This is a genomic window from Natronosalvus vescus (assembly GCF_023973145.1).
GTDB classification, from domain to species: domain Archaea; phylum Halobacteriota; class Halobacteria; order Halobacteriales; family Natrialbaceae; genus Natronosalvus; species Natronosalvus vescus.
On sequence record NZ_CP099546.1, the window covers coordinates 1,930,329 to 1,947,271 of the forward strand.

Annotated in this window: 14 protein-coding genes; 10 read left to right on the plus strand and 4 right to left on the minus strand. The window is 65.0% G+C overall.

Going from position 1 to position 16,943, the window contains the following annotated elements; translation table 11 throughout:
* Nucleotide 1: 1 nt before the first annotated feature.
* Entirely contained in the window at nt 2-232 is a 231-nt protein-coding gene (locus NGM68_RS09310; RefSeq protein WP_252697813.1) for a YgaP family membrane protein, read from the minus strand.
* 129 nt (nt 233-361) lie between these two features.
* The gene (locus NGM68_RS09315; RefSeq protein ID WP_252697814.1) at nt 362-1,102 is read right to left on the minus strand and encodes an SDR family NAD(P)-dependent oxidoreductase; all 741 of its coding nucleotides are present in this window, start codon (nt 1,100-1,102) and stop codon (nt 362-364) included.
* Nucleotides 1,103-1,207: 105 nt separating this feature from the next.
* Here NGM68_RS09315 and NGM68_RS09320 point away from each other — a divergent pair, with 105 nt between their 5' ends.
* From NGM68_RS09320 to NGM68_RS09345, 6 genes are all read left to right on the plus strand, one after another.
* On the plus strand, nt 1,208-1,663 hold the full coding sequence (locus tag NGM68_RS09320; protein ID WP_252697815.1) for a universal stress protein: 456 nt from the start codon (nt 1,208-1,210) through the stop codon (nt 1,661-1,663).
* A 203-nt stretch (nt 1,664-1,866) separates the two neighbouring features.
* Nucleotides 1,867-2,652 (plus strand): SDR family oxidoreductase, encoded by a 786-nt coding sequence (locus NGM68_RS09325; RefSeq protein WP_252697816.1) that lies wholly within the window; start codon nt 1,867-1,869, stop codon nt 2,650-2,652.
* A gap of 81 nt (nt 2,653-2,733) precedes the next feature.
* Nucleotides 2,734-4,686, plus strand: a complete 1,953-nt coding sequence (locus NGM68_RS09330; RefSeq protein ID WP_252697817.1) for an AMP-dependent synthetase/ligase — start codon at nt 2,734-2,736, stop codon at nt 4,684-4,686.
* 398 nt (nt 4,687-5,084) lie between these two features.
* On the plus strand, nt 5,085-7,046 hold the full coding sequence (locus NGM68_RS09335) for an AMP-dependent synthetase/ligase (RefSeq protein ID WP_252697818.1): 1,962 nt from the start codon (nt 5,085-5,087) through the stop codon (nt 7,044-7,046).
* Nucleotides 7,047-7,295: 249 nt separating this feature from the next.
* Nucleotides 7,296-9,104: an asparagine synthase-related protein gene (locus NGM68_RS09340; RefSeq protein WP_252697819.1), complete on the plus strand. Its 1,809-nt coding sequence runs from the start codon at nt 7,296-7,298 to the stop codon at nt 9,102-9,104.
* A gap of 143 nt (nt 9,105-9,247) precedes the next feature.
* Entirely contained in the window at nt 9,248-10,327 is a 1,080-nt protein-coding gene (locus NGM68_RS09345; RefSeq protein WP_252697820.1) for a thiamine ABC transporter substrate-binding protein, read from the plus strand.
* Nucleotides 10,328-10,357: 30 nt separating this feature from the next.
* Here the strand turns inward: NGM68_RS09345 and NGM68_RS09350 are convergent, their stop codons facing one another.
* Nucleotides 10,358-10,678 (minus strand): thiamine-binding protein, encoded by a 321-nt coding sequence (locus NGM68_RS09350; protein WP_252697821.1) that lies wholly within the window; start codon nt 10,676-10,678, stop codon nt 10,358-10,360.
* A gap of 107 nt (nt 10,679-10,785) precedes the next feature.
* Between NGM68_RS09350 and NGM68_RS09355 the strand changes: the two genes are divergently transcribed.
* Nucleotides 10,786-12,693: an ABC transporter permease gene (locus tag NGM68_RS09355; RefSeq protein ID WP_252697822.1), complete on the plus strand. Its 1,908-nt coding sequence runs from the start codon at nt 10,786-10,788 to the stop codon at nt 12,691-12,693.
* Nucleotides 12,683-13,834 carry an ABC transporter ATP-binding protein gene (locus NGM68_RS09360; protein WP_252697823.1) on the plus strand — a complete coding sequence of 384 codons (1,152 nt, stop codon included), beginning with the start codon at nt 12,683-12,685 and terminating at the stop codon, nt 13,832-13,834. The genes NGM68_RS09355 and NGM68_RS09360 overlap by 11 nt, the downstream gene beginning before the upstream one ends.
* A 10-nt stretch (nt 13,835-13,844) precedes the next feature.
* Here NGM68_RS09360 and NGM68_RS09365 read toward each other — a convergent pair whose 3' ends face one another.
* Nucleotides 13,845-14,651, minus strand: coding sequence for a hypothetical protein (locus NGM68_RS09365; RefSeq protein WP_252697824.1), 807 nt, complete (start codon nt 14,649-14,651; stop codon nt 13,845-13,847).
* A gap of 222 nt (nt 14,652-14,873) precedes the next feature.
* Between NGM68_RS09365 and NGM68_RS09370 the strand changes: the two genes are divergently transcribed.
* On the plus strand, nt 14,874-15,674 hold the full coding sequence (locus NGM68_RS09370) for an N-acyl homoserine lactonase family protein (protein WP_252697825.1): 801 nt from the start codon (nt 14,874-14,876) through the stop codon (nt 15,672-15,674).
* A gap of 269 nt (nt 15,675-15,943) precedes the next feature.
* Nucleotides 15,944-16,924: a hypothetical protein gene (locus NGM68_RS09375; RefSeq protein ID WP_252697826.1), complete on the plus strand. Its 981-nt coding sequence runs from the start codon at nt 15,944-15,946 to the stop codon at nt 16,922-16,924.
* Nucleotides 16,925-16,943 lie beyond the last annotated feature (19 nt).

The following is a 16,943-nucleotide window of genomic DNA, read 5'->3' on the forward strand; positions in this document are numbered from 1 at the left end:
TTTACTGTCCCTTCTCGCAGGTATTGATCCCGAGCAGTCGATTGCCGAGACACCGTCGCGTCATCGCCGTCACGAGGAGGATCGCCGCCAGGATCAGTGATACCCCCGCAACCAGCGTCTGTGTGTCGCCGGTCACTCCATCGGTCGTCACCGCGGCAACCGCAACTGCGAGGGCACCCAGGCCGAGCGTGATCCGGACGGTTCGATCGAAGCCCCCAACGTTCGGTTCCATACGCGATATGGCGACCTCGAGGCACTTGAGTCTGGGCGTGGCCGTTACTCGAACGGTCGCCACGGCCACGTTACTCGAGCGGCCGTAACGGGCGCCTCACTGACGGCGGATCGTTGGCGAGGAGAACACTCAGACTCGCTCGGGCAGCCAACCGCCGTCGACCTCGAGGTTCTGGCCGCTGACGTAGTCGGCGTCTGGATCGAGGAAAAACAGGAGCGGACGAACGAGATCGTCAAAGCTCGCGGGTCGGTCTCGCGGGAGTTCCGCGGGGAACTCATTGGAGTTTTCGACGACGTACGGCGAGATGGCGTTGACCGTGATGCCGTCGTCCTGGGTGTCGGCGGCGAGCATGCGCGTGAACATGAGGACGCCTGCCTTGGCGACGAAGTAGGGGAAGTTCTTGGGGTTGACCAGCCCCTTCTCGCTCGAGGCGTAGCCGACGTTGACGATGCGGCCGTATTCGTTCTCGGCCATCGCCGGCAGCGCGCGTTTCGCACAGAGGTAGGTGCCGGTGAGGTTCGTCTCCAGCACCCGATTCCAGGTCTCGAACTCGATGTCGGCCCAGTGTGCGGGGGCGAAATCGCCCACATTGTTTACGAGGACGTCGACGGTACCGAGTTCGGCCTCGACAGCCGAAAACAGACCATCGACACTGTCGGGATCGGTCACGTCGCCCTGGACAGTCATCGCGGCGTCGGCTCCCCGTTCACGGGCGGTCTCGGCGACATCGCGAGCGGCATCCGCACTCGTGTGGTAGTGAACGGCCACGTTCGCGCCGCAGTCGGCCGTCGCGAGCAGGAGTTCGCGGCCGACGCCGCGTCCGCTGCCGGTGACGAGCACGGTCTGTCCGGTGAGGTCGGGTTCGTCCATACGGAGCGGTCGGCGAGCAACTGGAAAAACACGGGGGGTAAATGTTTACTCGAGTCTGAGTAATATTGTGAACGTTTAAGTCGATTGCCGGTGTGAGTAATGGATATGACACTCGAAACGATTCTCCTCGCGGTCGGCCCCGGAGATGCTGAGCGAACGAGCGAACTCGCCGAAGCGGTCATCGAAGTCGGTCGACCAGCCGGTTCGACGGTCGTTCTGGGACACGTCTTCACGCAAGACGAGTACGACGACGTGCTCGAGCGCCTCGCCTTCGATCCCGATGCGGAGGCTGTCGACCCCGACGACGTCGCGGGTCGCCACGCGACGATTCGTGACCTTCGACGCCTACTCGAGGATGCCGGCGTCGAGTACGTGATCCGCGGTGCGGTCGGCGATCACGGTCGAACGATCGTCGACCTGGCGACGGATGTCGACGCCGACCGGGTCATCGTCGGCGGACGAAAGCGATCGCCCACCGGCAAGGCGGTGTTCGGCTCGACGGCACAGGAAGTGCTGTTGTCCGCGCCCTGCCCCGTTACGTTCGTCCGCGGCGGGGAGTGACAGGGAACGGCCGGGTGGCAGTTCTCGGTGGCATCCACTCGAGGTAGCTGCTCGAGGCGGCTACTCGAACGTCGTTCGGGAACTTCGGGTTTGGGTCGCCGGTCGCCTCGTTCTCGACGACACACGAGGACAACGACCCCCTCAGTCCAGTCAGCTGGGAACCACCATCTGCGTTTATTCCCCTGCTCGTGGTTCGAGCGCCTATGACAGCGCTCCTTGCCGAGAAGACGGCCGTCGTCACCGGCGCAGCCAGCGGAATCGGACGCCAAATTGCCCACACGTTCGCCAGCCACGGGGCTGACGTCGTCGTCGCCGACATCCAGGAAGAACCCCGCGAGGGCGGGACGCCGACGCACGAACTGATTCGCGAGGATACCGCGACCCAGGCGGAGGCGACGTTCGTCGAGTGCGACGTGACCAGTCGAGACGACGTCGACACCGCCGTCGCCGCCGCAACCGAGTTCGGTGGCCTCGATATCATGGTGAACAACGCCGGCATCGTCGGGCCGACCGCCCCAATTCAGGACATCGATCCCGACGAGTACGACCGACTCCTCGAGATCAACCTTGACGGCACCTACACCTGCTGTCAGGCCGCCGTCGAGGCCATGCTCAAGCGCGGCGAGGGCGGTTCGATCGTCAACATGTCGAGCGTCGCGGGTATCGCCGGCTACGCGAACCTCACCCCCTACAGCATGGCGAAAGGTGGTATCCGTATGCTCACCTACAGCCTCGCGGCGGAGGTCGGCCAGCACGGCATCCGGGTCAACGCGATCCATCCCGGCGTGATCGAGACGGAAATGACGACGAGTGACTTCCCCATCGTCGGCACCGATGAGGAAGCAGCGACGCTCGAGACGATCCCCCTCGGTCGATTCGGGAAACCGGAAGACGTCGCCAACGTCACGACCTTCCTCGCGAGCGACCTCTCGAGCTACGTGACCGCCGAATCGATCGTCGTCGACGGCGGGGCGTTCCGGTCGGCTTGAACGGAACCCCAGAATAAACCGGCGGCAATCGCCAAGCAGTTCCCTCACGTTTTATCGCCCGGGAGACCCTCGCTCGAGCATATGAACTGGCGGGACGCAGAACGCGAGTACGACGACGCGGTAATCGCCGAGACAAGCCTCGGTCGGCTGTTCGAGGACACCGCCGACCGACACCCGAATCGACCGGCTCAGCGGTACAAAGGCGGCGTGTACGACCGCTCACTCACCGACGAGGTGCTCCCTGCCGCGCCCGCAGGCGACTTCCGGGGGATCTCCTACACCGAGATGCGCGAGATCGTTCGCCACCTTGCGGCCGGCTTCCGCGACCTCGGCGTCGAGACAGGCGACCGGGTCGGCATCTTCTCCACCACGCGCATGGAGTGGGCCCAGGCGGACTTCGCCCTGCTCTCGGCGGGAGCCGTCGTCACCACCGTCTACAAGAGTTCCTCGGCCAGTCAGGTGCAGTACTTGCTCGACGACCCCAACGCAACCGGTGTCGTCGTCGAGAACGGGGACGCCCTCGAGCGGGTGCTCGAGGTGGAGGACGCCCTCGACATCGAGTTTATCGTCACGATGGACGCGCTCGAGGGGTACGACGACCGCGAGGACATTCTGACTCTGGCGGACGTCCACGCCCGCGGGGAGGAGACCTTCAATCTCGAGGCGTACCAGACGTGGGTCGACGAACCGGAGCAGGACGATCTAGCGAGTCTGATCTACACCAGCGGGACGACGGGCCAGCCCAAGGGCGTCCAGCTTACCCACGGCAACTTCCGGGCCAACATCAACCAGATCCGAAAGCGCTACGGCCCCCGTCCCGACAAGGCCGACGATGTGCCCGTTCTCGACGAGAACAGCCAGACCGTCTCGTTCCTGCCGCTGGCGCACGTCTTCGAGCGGACGGCCGGCCACTTCCTGATGTTCGCTAGCGGGGCCTGCGTCGCCTACGCCGAGGATCCGGACACGCTTAAGGAGGATTTCGGTGCCGTCGGCCCGACGACGGCGACGAGCGTCCCGCGCGTGTACGAGAAGATCTACGACGCCATCCGCGAGCAGGCCAGCGAGTCGTCGGTCAAAGAGCGGATCTTCCACTGGGCGACCGACGTCGGCCGCGAGTTCGCCGAATCCGACGAGCCGAGTGGCGTCCTCGCGGCCAAACACGCGGTGGCCGACCGCCTCGTCTTCGCCCAGGTTCGGGAGGCCCTCGGAGGGAACATCGAACTCCTCATCAGCGGCGGCGGCAGCCTCTCGGCGGAGCTGTGCACCCTCTATCACGGGATGGGCCTCCCCATCTACGAGGGGTACGGCCTGACCGAGACCGCGCCGGTGTTGACGGTGAATCCGCCCGAGGAGCCCAAAATCGGCACCATCGGCCCGGCGCTCCCGGACGTCACCCTGCGGATCGACGAGTCGGTCGCAGACCAGGACGTCTTCGACGACCCCGGCAAGGTGGGCGAACTCCTCGTCCAGGGGCCGAACGTGACCGAGGGCTACTGGAACAAGCCGAGCGCGACCAACCGGGCGTTCCTCGAGGACGGGAACGAGCGCTGGTTCCGCACCGGCGACATCGTCCACCTTCGACCCGACGGCTACGTCGAGTTCCGCGAGCGGGTCAAACAGATTCTCGTGCTCTCGACGGGCAAAAACGTCGCTCCCGGCCCCATCGAGGACGCCTTCGCCGCCAGCGAAGTCGTCGAACAGGCGATGGTCGTCGGCGACGGCGAGAAGTTCATCGGCGCGTTGCTCGTCCCGAACCTCGAGCACGTCCGCCAGTGGGCTGACGAGGCGGGGATCGACCTGCCCGCAGAGGCCGAAGCAGTCTGTGAACACGAGCGCGTTCGCTCGTACGTCGAGGAGGAAGTCGACCGCGTCAACGAGAACTTCGAGCGCCACGAGACGATCAAGCAGTTCCGCCTCGTCCCGGTCGAGTTCACCGAGGACAACGAGATGCTGACGCCGACGATGAAGAAGAAGCGTCGCGTGATCCTCGAGCGGTTCGATGATCGGGTCGAGGATATCTATGCGGGTGTGTAAGAACGGTAATTATACATTTTCACGACAGGTGTAGCGGATATGATCAGTGCGACGGAACGTGGCATCCTTCTCCTCTCTTTGGGAGCGATGTGCGTCCTGGCTGCCCTCGTTCTCCTGTGGGAATACGCGCTCCCGGTGGCGTTGCTCGTCTGTGGCCTCCTTCTCATCACCAGGGGAAAACACAGGCCGTGATGCTCGACCCCGTCAACTCCGGGAGTAATCCCACTTTTCCAGACAGGTCGTTCGTCCGTCACCGGTTCGTCCGACAGTGAGAGCCACTCATCCACACCCATCCTCACTCAACCGATTCTCGAGCGAGCGATCACCCTTGAGCGGGTCGAAACACTCTGAACGACCGAATAGTTCAAGAGCTATCGTGTGCATTGGATGCCCATACCATGGAGTGGCGGGAATCCGAACGACAGTTCGACGACGAGGTGCTCGAGGTGGACACGCTTGGCCAGATGTTCGCGAAAACGGTCGAGCGAAACAACGGGAAACCTGCCCAGCGATATAAAGGCGGCATCTACGACCGATCGCTCGCGGGGGTCGCGTTCGATCCGGCCCCCACCGGCGACTACGCGATGCTTACCTACGACGAGATGGGCGCGATCGTCAACACGCTGGCTGCGGGCTTTCGCGACCTCGGCGTCGCGGCAGGCGACCGGGTCGCGATGTTCGCCGGCACACGCCTGGAGTGGGCTCAGTCGGACTTCGCCCTGCTCTCGGCGGGCGCGGTCGTCACGACGGTGTATCGAAGCTCCTCATCCCGGCAGGTGCGATACCTGCTCGAGGATCCCGGTGCGACCGGCGTCGTCGTCGAGAACGAGGAACTGCTCAAGCGGGTGCTCGAGGTGGAGGACGACCTCGACCTCGAGTTCATCGTCTCGATGGACGACCTCGAGGGGTACGACGACCGCGACGACATCGTGACGCTCGCGGAGGTCTACGCACGCGGCGAGGGCGGCGAGGACGCCGTGGAAGACTGGCTCGAGGAGCGAACGCCGGACGACCTGGCGAGTCTGATCTACACGAGCGGGACGACTGGCCAGCCGAAGGGGGTCGAGTTGACCCACCGCAACTTCCGGACGAACGTCAATCAGGTGTACCGTCGGTACGGGCCGCGGCCGGGGAAGCCGGCGGGGTCGCCGTCGATCGATGGCGACACCCAGACCGTCTCGTTCCTGCCGCTGGCGCACGTCTTCGAGCGGACGGCCGGTCACTTCGTGATGTTCGCCGCTGGCGGCTGTGTCGCCTACGCCGAGAGTTCCGACACGCTCAAGGAGGACTTCCAGCTCGTCGGCCCGACGACGGCGACGAGCGTCCCGCGCGTGTACGAGAAGATCTACGACGCCATCCGCGAGCAGGCCAGCGAGTCGTCGGTCAAAGAGCGGATCTTCCACTGGGCGACCGACGTGAGCCGGGACTACTACCGTGCGGACAGCCCGGGAACGGGCCTGAAACTCAAGATGAAGATCGCGGACAAACTCGTCTTCTCGCAGGTCAAAGAGGCCCTGGGCGGCAACGTGGAGTTCCTCGTCAGCGGCGGCGGAACGCTCTCGGCGGAGCTGTGTACGCTGTATCACGGGATGGGCCTGCCCATCTACGAGGGGTACGGCCTGACCGAGACGTCGCCGGTCGTCACGACGAACCCTCCCGAGGAGCCAAAAATCGGCACCATCGGCGTCCCCGTCCTCGATTGTGAGCTCAAAGTCGACAAAACCGTCGTCCCCGAGGAGAGCACCTCGACTACCGTCGGCGAGACCGGCGAGTTGCTCGTCCAGGGGCCACACGTGGCCAGAGGCTACTGGAATAAACCCGAAAAGACCGCCGAGGCCTTTTTCGAGGACGAGGACGGGCGCTGGTTCCGCACCGGTGACATCGTCACCATCCGTTCGGACGGCTACCTCGTCTTCCACGAGCGCTCGAAACAGATGCTCGTGCTCTCGACGGGTAAAAACGTCGCCCCGGCACCGATCGAGGACAGCTTCGCCCAGAGCCAGGTGGTCGAACAGTGCATGGTCGTCGGCGACGGCGAGAAGTTCGTCGGCGCGCTCATCGTTCCCAATTTCCAGTACCTGCGGGACGTACTCGAGCTCGCGGACGACGAACGGATCGTCGACAGCGAGGCGGCTCACGAGCTGGTGCAGGCCGAAGTCGACGCCGTCAACGAGGACTTCGAGAAACACGAGCAGATCAAGCAGTTCCAGCTGGTTTCCGAGGAGTTCACCGAGGAAAACGAGATGCTAACGCCGACGATGAAGAAGAAGCGCCGGGTGATCCTCGAGAAATTCAACCAGGAGGTCGCCGACATCTACCCGGAGCGGTCGGCCGACACGCCGACAGAGCCGGCTGACTGAGCGTCTCCGATCACCACCATCCTTCGGTGTCAGACCACGCAGTGTCATCGTCGCGAGCAGTGAGACCGACGGCTGTCAGTTGGTGCGATATTCGCGGCTGAACATACGCACGAATCCGTACTCTCCGTTTCCTCGAGGATAAGACATGGTTCGATTTCCGAACCAATACACTTCAAAAACAGTACTTTTGACCCACTCCGTATCTGTATGACACCCAACCGCTATATAGAACCACGACCGAGGACGTGTATGCAGGTGGCGCTCCACCACGAAGGCTGGGTTCGTTTCGGTGGCGTCGCCGTTCGCGGCCGGGCGTTCGAGGGGGACTCGCTCCTCGAGGCACCGGCCATCGCCGCACGGTTCGCTCGAGTACTCGAGTCCGGGACTGTCCCGTCCTCCCTCGAGGCAGTCGCCGACTGCGCGGCCGGTCTCGAGGGATTTTTCGCCGCCATCGTCGACCTCGACGGGGCGGATCGGACGTACCTGGTGGCCGACGGCGCGCGTTCGATCCCGCTCTACTACGACGGCGGCGGCGAGGTCGTCAGCGACCGCGGTCGGGCCGTTCGGGAGAGCGTGGACGCGCCTCGAGATCCGATCACCGAGCGCGAGTTTCTGTTGACGCGGTACGTGACCGGCCCGGAGACGATCTGGCGTGGCGTGTTCGCCGTCCAGCCGGGGGAGGTCGTCGAACTCGCATCGGACGATGGTGCTGGTGACCGTGACGGCCGCAGGTCGGTAACCCGCCGATCGTACCGCGAGTACTGGCCGGCGGCCAACGAGGCCCACCTCGGTTCGTGTACGGACGACGATCTGTCGCCGCTCGAGGCGGGCCTCGAAACCGCGCTCGAGCGCCTCGAGGCCGTCGCCGGCGACCGCCCCGTCGTCCTCCCGCTGTCGGGTGGGTTCGACTCGCGGTTGCTCGCGGCGGCGCTGGTCGAGCGTGGCCGGGAGGTAATCGCCTTCACGTTCGGCCGGTCGGGCCACCCCGACGTGGAGGTCAGCCGTGAGGTCGCCGCTGAGTTGGGGATTCGCTGGGAGTTCTACCCCTACTCGCGGGAACGGTGGCGCGAGTGGTACCACGGTGAAGCCGGCCGCCGCTATCGTGGGTGGGCATTCGGCGGCGACGCCCTCCCGTTCCTCGCCGAGTGGCCGGCCGTCCGGGGGCTACTCGAGGCGGGCCGCCTCCCGGAGGACGCGCTCTACTGTCCGGGCCACACCGTCGCGACGCCGAGCGAGCGCCTGCCGCGGTTCGTCGGCGAGGAGCCAAGCGACACAGAAGTGGGCGAGGTCGGCTGTGGGCCGGCGGTCGACGCCGACGACGCCGACAGCACCGTCCCGCAGATCGAGCCCACGGTCGAGGCGCTCACCGAGTACATTCTCGAGCGTCACTACGCGCTCTGGGAGTGGGAGGACGCCGGGTTTCGACGGGCGGCCCGCGAGCGCATCCGCCGCGGACTTCTCGGCGACCGGGACGCCAACAAAATCTCCTCACCGGAGACGGCCGCCGCGGCCTACGAGCGCTGGGAGTGGCGCGGCCGGATGTCGACGTTCACCAACGGCGACCTCCGGGTGTACGAGGACGCCGGCCTCGAGTGGTGGCTGCCGCTGTGGGATCCCGCGTACGTTCGCGCGTGGGAATCGATCCCGCTGGCGGATCGGCGCGGGAAACGACTCCACGCCGACCTCGCCACGGCCATCTACTGGCGGGTCGCCGGCGTTCCCCACGACCGGGCTGCCCTGACTGACCGGACGCTCGAGCCCGCCGACCGCTTCCTCTCCCTCGTTCGCCACACCCCTGCGCATCAGTTCACCGAACGCGACGGGGACTGGGAGCCCGCGTTTCTCGCCCCGCGCTCGAATTGGCGCAAGCCCGGCAGCCATCCGCTGGCGTGGGACGGCGCCGTCGACGACGCACTGCTCGAGGCGGTGCCCGCGAGCCGGAACTTCTACGCGTTGCGGACGCTGTCGGAGCTGGGGTGGCTCGATCTGGCGGAGCCGTCGTGGCTTCCCCAGGGTGAGAAGCTGCCCTCGAGGGTGGCCGAATCGGTCGTGGAGTGATGGGGGTGGGGAGCGGCCGCGGTTCACGTGGCGCTCGACCGAGGTAACCGGCGGTCTTGCAGCTGAACGGGGCTCTCGAGGCTGTTTCACCCCACCGACCCAGACCGCGCGACTTACGTACCACCAGGTACGACCACACGGTAATGAGACGACGCACGTTTCTCACTGGTGTCGCAGGCGGAACCGCTGTCGGGTTCGCCGGCTGCATTCAGGATACGTCGGACGACGAGTCAGGGAATGGGAACGGCGATAACGACACCCTCCACGTCGCCACCTACAACTCCTTCATCGACGCGCCGAGTGACAGCCCCGGCGTCTGGATCAAAGAGGAGTTCGAAGACCGCTACGACGCTACCCTCGAGTGGCACGCTCCCGAGCAGGAACTCACCCACTACATCGAACGGCACAACCAGGGTGCCGACATCGAACCCGACCTCTACCTGGGCGTGAGCCCGCACGAACTCGTCCGCGCCGACGAGAACACCGAAGGCGACCTCTTCATCGAGACGGATCGCTCGCGCCTCGAGCACGCCGCCGACGTCGGCGAGGAACACGAGTTCGACCCCGAGGGCCGGGTCATCCCGATTTTCAGAACCCACTGCGCCCTGGTCTACGACGGCCGCAACGTCGCCCAGCCCGAATCGTTCGACGACCTGCTCGACCCCGCCTACGAGGGTCAGATGGCTGTCTCGAATCCCCAGCGTGGTACCACCGGACTGCTCTTCATGCTCTGGACGATCAACCAGTTCGGCGAGGACGGCTACCTCGCGTACTGGGAGGACTTACTCGAGAACGACACCCGCGTGCTCGACTCCTGGAGCGAGGTCTACACGCAGTTCCAGGAGGACGAAATTCCGGTCGTCGTCTCCTACTCGAACGACCGGGTGTACGCAAAGCGCGCCGGAAACGACCTCGAGAAACACCAGGTGTCGTTCCTCGAGAACCAGGCGTACACCAACTACTCGGGGATGGCCCGCTTCGCCAACGCGAGCGACGACGGCCTCCTCTATGACTTCATGAATTTCGTCCTCGAACCGGAGGTGCAGGCGGTGATCGCCGAGCGCAACGTCACCGACCCGGTCAACGAGCAAACCGAACTCCCCGAAGTGTACGCGGAGTACGCTGAACTCCCCGACGAGCCGGTGTTCTTCGACTACGACGAACTCAGCGGCAACCTTTCGGGCTGGCTCGACGACTGGGGTCGGACAGTGGTCGGGAACTGAGGGATGGTGTCTGCCCCCTTCGACCCCCGTTCACTCTCCCCGGCGCTCGCTCGTCGCCTCCCGCCCGAGTTCGCCCTCGACAGCGTCGACCTTGTCGCTCGCGGTCAGCTTGACTTCGCGTTTGTCGTCGACCTGGACGAGCGTCTGGACGTGTCCGCGGTCGACGGCCTCGTGGGCCGCCGCACACGCGGCGAACAGTTCGTGGACGTCGTCGGCCTCGAGCGTCGTCGCCATGGGCGTCGTCTCGTAGGTGACGTCGTACGCCTCGAGGGCCTCGATGGCGGCGGCCACGTCGGGCGTGATATCGTCTTCGGTGATGGGCGTGACACGGAGCAGTGCGAATACGGTCATGATCGGCCGTTCGGTCGAAGTCGTGTTAGTGGTGGTGGTTGCGCCACTCGAGCGGCGTGCTCGCGGTCGGTGGAGTACTCGCTATCGAGTTCGCTCGAGGTGGTGACGTGACCGCCTCCGACCCACATTCGGAATCCGATCGTTCGCAGCCAGTTGACGATCCGTCGGTTTCGGCACCGACCGCCGCCGGTACTGCGAGGGTCACCGACGCCGGAAGCGATGGCCGTCCACGAACCCGCACACGCCGTGTCCGCGACCGCCTCGAGCGCCGGGCCATCGTCGCCAGCGCCGTCGTGACGACGCTACTGCTGCTGGTGATGTTCTACTACCCCGTTGCGACCGTGTTCGTCGAGTCCATCGTCGTCGAGGGGGTCGTCACGCTCGCTATCTTCGCCGATCTCCTGCGCAATCCGTTCTATTTCGGCGACTTCGCCCGACTCATTGCGGGTGAGTCTCCACTGGCGGTGGGTCAGGATTTACTCTCGAGCGACCGTCGGCTGGGGATCGTCGGCTTCACCGCCTACCAGGCGTTTCTCTCGACGCTACTCTCGCTCGCGCTGGGGCTGCCGATGGCGTACCTCCTCGCACGCTATGAGTTCCGGGGACGTCGGACACTGCGATCGCTGACGATCTTGCCGTTCGTGCTGCCGTCGATCATGGTCGCCGTCGGCTTCGTCGCGACGTTCGGACAGAACGGCACGCTCAACGCCGTCCTCGGCGCGTTCGGGCTTGGCCCCGTCTCGCTCATGTTCAGCCTCGAGGCGATCCTCATCGCCCACGCGTTCTACAACGCGCCGCTGGTGGCGCGGGTGACGACCGCGGCCTGGGAGTCGGTGGACGCGAGCGCGATCGAGACGGCCCGCAGCCTCGGTGCCAGCCCGTTTCGGGCGTTCCGGGACGTCGTCGCCCCGCAACTGTACCCCGCAGCGTTGATGGGGGCGGCGCTGACGTTCGTGTTCACCTTCGGGACGTTCCCCATCGTGCTCGCGCTCGGGGGGATCCAGCTGGCAACCGTCGAGGTGTTCGTCTACCAGCTGATCCAGGATCTCAACTACGCCGAGGCGGCCGCACTCGCCATCGTCGAACTCGTGATCTCGCTCGGGGTGCTCTACGGCTACCTCCGGTACGAGGCGAAACACACGGTTCGCTCGCGTGGCGTTCGACCGCTGCCCCGCAAGTCGCTCAGCCCGCCGTCGCTCTCCGTGCGCGAACTGACGCCACGATTCGGCCTGGCGATCTACGGCGTCATCGCACTCTTCGTGTTCGTCTCCCCCGTTCTGAGCCTCATCTACCGAAGCGTCGCCGGCCCAACCGGCGGCTTTACGCTCGCACACTACCAGTTCCTGATCGACCGGCAGGCGACGGGCGCTGCCTACCAGGCTCGACCCTGGCCGGCGATCCGAAACTCCCTGTTGTTCGCCGCTGCGGCCCTCGCTATCTCCCTGCCGATGGGGGTCGTGATCTCCGTGTTGACGACAAGACGGTATCGCGGCCGGAAGCTCATCGACGTCGTCGCCATGGCGCCGCTCGCCGTGTCGGGGATCATCGTCGGCATCGGCCTCCTCCGAGGCCCCGTGTTCGGATTCGAAGTCGGTGACTACCGGATCACCGTCACCGGCGCGGTCGCGATTATCGCCGCCCACGCCGTCGCCTGTTACCCGTTCGTCGTCCGCACCGTCGCCCCGGGCCTCGAGTCGATCGATCCCAGTTTGCTCGAGTCGTCACGCGCGCTCGGTGCCTCGCGAACGCGGGCGTTGATCGACGTCGAACTGCCGCTGGTCTGGCCGGGCGTCGTCGCCGGAGCGGCGTTCGCGCTGGCCATCTCGATGGGGGAGTTCTCCTCGACGGTGATCCTCGCGACGGGTACCGACCAGTACACGATGCCGGTCGCCATCGAGCGGTTCATCGGCCGGCGACTCGGCCCGGCGACGGCGATGGGCGTCGTCTTGCTCGTCGTTACCTCGATCAGTTTCGTCATCATCGACCGTCTCGGGGGTGAGAGCTATGGCCTTTGAGCGGCGAGTTACACGCGAATCCGTGGAGTCACCGGCACCCGAATCCGAGACCGAAATCGAGGCCGAGTCCCAGTCCAGGACGCCGATCGCCCTCTCCCTCGAGGGCGTCACCAGACGATACGCCGAGACGACGGCGGTCGACGACGTCACCCTCCGCGTCCGCGAGGGGGAGTTCTTCACGCTCGTCGGCCCCTCGGGCTGTGGGAAGACGACGACGCTCCGTCTGATCGCTGGCTTCGAGCACCCGACAACCGGTCGGATCCGTTTCCGCGGCGAGGACGTCACAGACGTCCCGCCGGAGGATCGCGACATCGGCGTCGTCTTCCAGAACTACGCGCTCTTCCCCCACATGACCGTCGGCGAGAACATCGCGTACGGCCTCAACTTTGCCGACCCGCCGGGTAACGTCTCGGACGAGCAACGCGTCTCAGATCTGCTCGAGTTGGTCGACCTCGAGGGGATGGCCGATCGGGAGCCCGATCAGCTCTCCGGGGGGCAACAACAGCGCGTCGCCATCGCCCGTGCGCTTGCGCCTGGGCCTGACGTTCTCCTCCTCGACGAGCCGATGAGCGCCCTCGACGCCCAGCTTCGCGAGCGCCTGCGGGTGCAGGTGAAGGCGATCCAGCAGGAACTCGACATTACGACGGTCTACGTCACGCACGATCAGGAGGAAGCGTTGGCAATCTCCGACCGCGTGGCAGTAATGCGTGCGGGTGCCCCCGAACAGATCGCCCCACCACGTGAAATTTATCGGCGGCCAGCGACCCGGTTCGTGGCCGATTTCGTCGGCGACAACAACGTTTTCGACGGGACGGTCGTCGGCGTCGAGGAGCGAGGCGGCGAGTCGTCTGCTCGTGTCACCGTCTCCGGAATTGAGTTCGCTCTCACGGTGGATGGCCACGACGTCCCGAGTCTCGGTGACACCCTCACCTTTTGTGTCCGCCCGGAACACTTCTCGCTCGAGCCCGAGACGAACCCGCTCACCGCGACCGTTCAGAGCGCGGAATTCCTCGGCGAGACCACTCGCGTCCACCTCGAGTGGGAGGGCCAGGAGTTGCTGTTACGGACGCGCGAACCCCTCTCGGGGGAGGTTCGAGTCGGGTTCGACCCGGCCGACGCACACGTCGTTTCTTGGCGCTGATCGGCACCCATCAGATGTCGTTCGTCGGAATCGCCGTCCGAGCCGTCACGAGGTCGGCATTTCGCTCGATATCGTCAGTGGCGAGGTCGCCCGGGAACAGAAACGCGAAGCGGTCGCGAACAGCGTCGTCCTCGAGGCCGCGTCCCGCGTCGGTGAGCACCATCACGAGGGTTGCCGTCGACTCCTCAGAGTCGACCTCGTAGCCGACACCGAAACCGTGCCACTCGTCGTTCGACGGCGTGAGTGACATCTCGACGTGCGTGTCCGTCGATATCTGATCGCAGAGGCGTTCGACGACCGAGTGGTGCTCGAGGAGGCGATCGGAACCGTCACTCGCGTCGGCGATCGACTCGAGGCTGATGGTGTCGTCGGACTGGCCGACGGTGCGGAGAATCGCCTCGTCCTCGCCTACCGCGTGTGCCGTCCCGTCGTCCTCGACGACGCGGTCGAAGGATCCCACAGTTCCGTCTCTGGTGACCTCCAGCAGCTCTGTCACGTCCGCGGCGTCGAACGATCCGACGAGGATTCTATAGGGGTCGATCATCGCGCGGGCGTCGACTCGCGAGGCCTCGATTCCAGAGACCGATTCGCCGACGGCTTCTCGAAGCGCGTAGTCGTCGACGTCGACGAGAGCCGCGGGGGCGTCGGCCGTGATGTACAGCTCGCGGTCGTCGGACACGGCGGCGTTCGGGATTCGGTTCAGTGCCGTGGTTGGATCGACGTCTCGGTCGGATTCGTCGTCTCCGAACAGCGTCGTACAGCCGGCCACGGCAGTGGAGAGTCCGGCAACGCCGACGAGGTACGCTCGTCGTTTCATACGCACCGCTGTCCGTCGCAGCACATCGGCTTTGTGGTATCAGGGTTCGAGAACATTTGCCGTCGGTGTCGCCGGGTACGTCCGGGCTCTCACCGCCGACTCGAGCGCTGACGAGGATGGGTAGTCGTGTGACCGGTGCTGTCCGGCCTGTCCGGGTACGAGAACGTAAGCGGAAGCGGAACGGTACCATATCTTCATCGTGTTCGAGTCGAATGAGCGCGTATGCCGGTCGAGAAACTCTACCGTCTGAACACCGCCACGTGGACGCTCGATTACAGTGCAGCAACCCAACTGCAACAGCCAGGTGAACCGTTCCCGGGCTGGTGTCCGTGTTACCTACTCGAGCACCCGGAGGGACTCGTCCTCGTCGACACCGGGGTCAGCCACGAGATGGCCGAGGATCCGCTGTCCTACGGCCCACAGGGTGCGCCACATATGGTCGACTTCGTCGACACACTCGATCTCTCGACGGGGAAGATGCCGACGGAACACCTCGCCGACCTCGGCTACGAGCCCTCGGACGTGGACACGATCGTCATGTCCCATCTGCACACCGATCACGCGGGGAACCTCGACGCGTTCCCCGAGGCGACCGTCGTGGTCCAGAAGGACGAACTCCGGTACGCGTTCTGGCCCGACGGCGCCCAGCGTCTCTTCTACCTCGAGGGGGACTTCCACCACCTCCGTCGACTCGACGCCGACGTCGTCGCCGTCACCGGGGAGTACGACGTCTTCGGCGACGGTAGCATCGTCGCCTTCCCCACGCCGGGCCACAGCCCCGGCCACCAGTCCGTCGAGGTTCGCCTCGAATCCGGTACTGTGATCCTCGCTGGCGACGCGGCCAACAGCCGCGTCGGCTACGAACAGGGGCTCGTGGCTGCGTTCGCGTGGTCGCTCGAGGAGTCGATCGATTCGCTGACGGCGATCGAAACGCGGGCGCGGCAGGCCGATGCAGACGTCATCGTCCACCACGATCCCGAGGATCAGGGACGATTGCCGGAGCCACCGAACGCGCTCCACTGATCGCCCTTCACCTGGTGGATGAGACCCGTTCTCGTCGGATTTCCGGCACTTGTTACCGTAAACAAACGGGAACATTTAATGGGTTCCCTGGCGGGATTGTGTGTACCGATCACAGTCATCGAATCGACGCCTATCGCGAACACGTGGGTGCCATTGGGACGAAGCGACCGTCACCACTCCCGTCCCTGTCCGATTCAACGAGAACGTCCGCCACGATACGCTCGGTTCGCTCGTTCAGGCAACTGATCGTCCATCAACTGCTCAATCCCATGCCACTCACGGACATCGACCTCACGGAGTCATCGCACCTCGAGAACATCGACCGGTGTTCGTTGCCTGCGCACCTGACTGAGGTTATCGACGCGTACGAGGCCGTCGGTGGCGAGCGAGACCGGTTCCTCTGGCAGTGGCTGTACTACGTTTTCCCGACGATCGAACTCTCCTGTGTCGAACCGGATGCCAGCCAGCAGGTTCGCGAGGTGAAGTTCCTGGCGTCGATGTACGTCGTCGTTCTTGACGACCTCGCCGAGGCCGCGAAGGATCAGCGAACGTTCCAAGAGGCGTCGAAGATCCCGTTCGATCACCTCGAGCCCGATATCGACGATCCGGCCGTCGACGCGGATCGGGTCGCGTTCGCAGTCGCGGTCTGGGAACGCGTCATGGCGACCCTCGAGAGCGCCCCACGGGGGTCGACGTTCGAGGACGTGTTCCTGTTCGACATCGCGCAGACACACACCGCGATCGAGTACTCTGCGCTCGTCAACCGCCATCTCGAGCTGGCGACGGTGGAGTCGATCACGGCCTACGACAGCTACAACATGATGTTGTTCACCTACGCCGACATCGATCTCTGCTTTGGGCCAGCGTTCGATCGAAACGAAATCGGTTCGCTTCGCCGGATCACGAGGCGCGCACAGATGATGGCTCGCATCGGGAACTGGGTGACGACCTGGGAGCGAGAACTTCGTGAGGGTGATTACAGTTCGGGGGTCGTGATCGCCGCGCTGGAAGACGGTGTGGTTTCACGTGAGCAGGTGCGTGCGTGTGGCGACGACGCTGAAACGACGGAGGCGTGTATCGACGCCATCGCCGACGCAGGGATCGAATCCCGGTTTCTTCATCAGTGGGATACACACTATCAGGAGATCAAACGTCTCGCACCGGCACTCGAGAGCGTCGACGTCGATGCGCTATTAGGGGGATTGGAAACGCTGCTCGAGTGTCATCTGGTCAGTCGGGGGCACAAATGACGGCTGGAACACCGCTGCA

Bases quoted from the DNA above. Each gene is read 5' to 3' on its own strand.
- NGM68_RS09320 (WP_252697815.1), top strand. From the start codon at position 1,208: ATGACACTCGAAACGATTCTCCTCGCGGTCGGCCCCGGAGATGCTGAG.
- NGM68_RS09335 (WP_252697818.1), top strand. From the start codon at position 5,085: ATGGAGTGGCGGGAATCCGAACGACAGTTCGACGACGAGGTGCTCGAG.
- NGM68_RS09345 (WP_252697820.1), top strand. From the start codon at position 9,248: ATGAGACGACGCACGTTTCTCACTGGTGTCGCAGGCGGAACCGCTGTC.
- NGM68_RS09310 (WP_252697813.1), bottom strand. From the start codon at position 232: ATGGAACCGAACGTTGGGGGCTTCGATCGAACCGTCCGGATCACGCTC.
- NGM68_RS09375 (WP_252697826.1), top strand. From the start codon at position 15,944: ATGCCACTCACGGACATCGACCTCACGGAGTCATCGCACCTCGAGAAC.
- NGM68_RS09360 (WP_252697823.1), top strand. From the start codon at position 12,683: ATGGCCTTTGAGCGGCGAGTTACACGCGAATCCGTGGAGTCACCGGCA.
- NGM68_RS09370 (WP_252697825.1), top strand. From the start codon at position 14,874: ATGCCGGTCGAGAAACTCTACCGTCTGAACACCGCCACGTGGACGCTC.
- NGM68_RS09350 (WP_252697821.1), bottom strand. From the start codon at position 10,678: ATGACCGTATTCGCACTGCTCCGTGTCACGCCCATCACCGAAGACGAT.
- NGM68_RS09340 (WP_252697819.1), top strand. From the start codon at position 7,296: ATGCAGGTGGCGCTCCACCACGAAGGCTGGGTTCGTTTCGGTGGCGTC.
- NGM68_RS09325 (WP_252697816.1), top strand. From the start codon at position 1,867: ATGACAGCGCTCCTTGCCGAGAAGACGGCCGTCGTCACCGGCGCAGCC.
- NGM68_RS09330 (WP_252697817.1), top strand. From the start codon at position 2,734: ATGAACTGGCGGGACGCAGAACGCGAGTACGACGACGCGGTAATCGCC.
- NGM68_RS09365 (WP_252697824.1), bottom strand. From the start codon at position 14,651: ATGAAACGACGAGCGTACCTCGTCGGCGTTGCCGGACTCTCCACTGCC.
- NGM68_RS09315 (WP_252697814.1), bottom strand. From the start codon at position 1,102: ATGGACGAACCCGACCTCACCGGACAGACCGTGCTCGTCACCGGCAGC.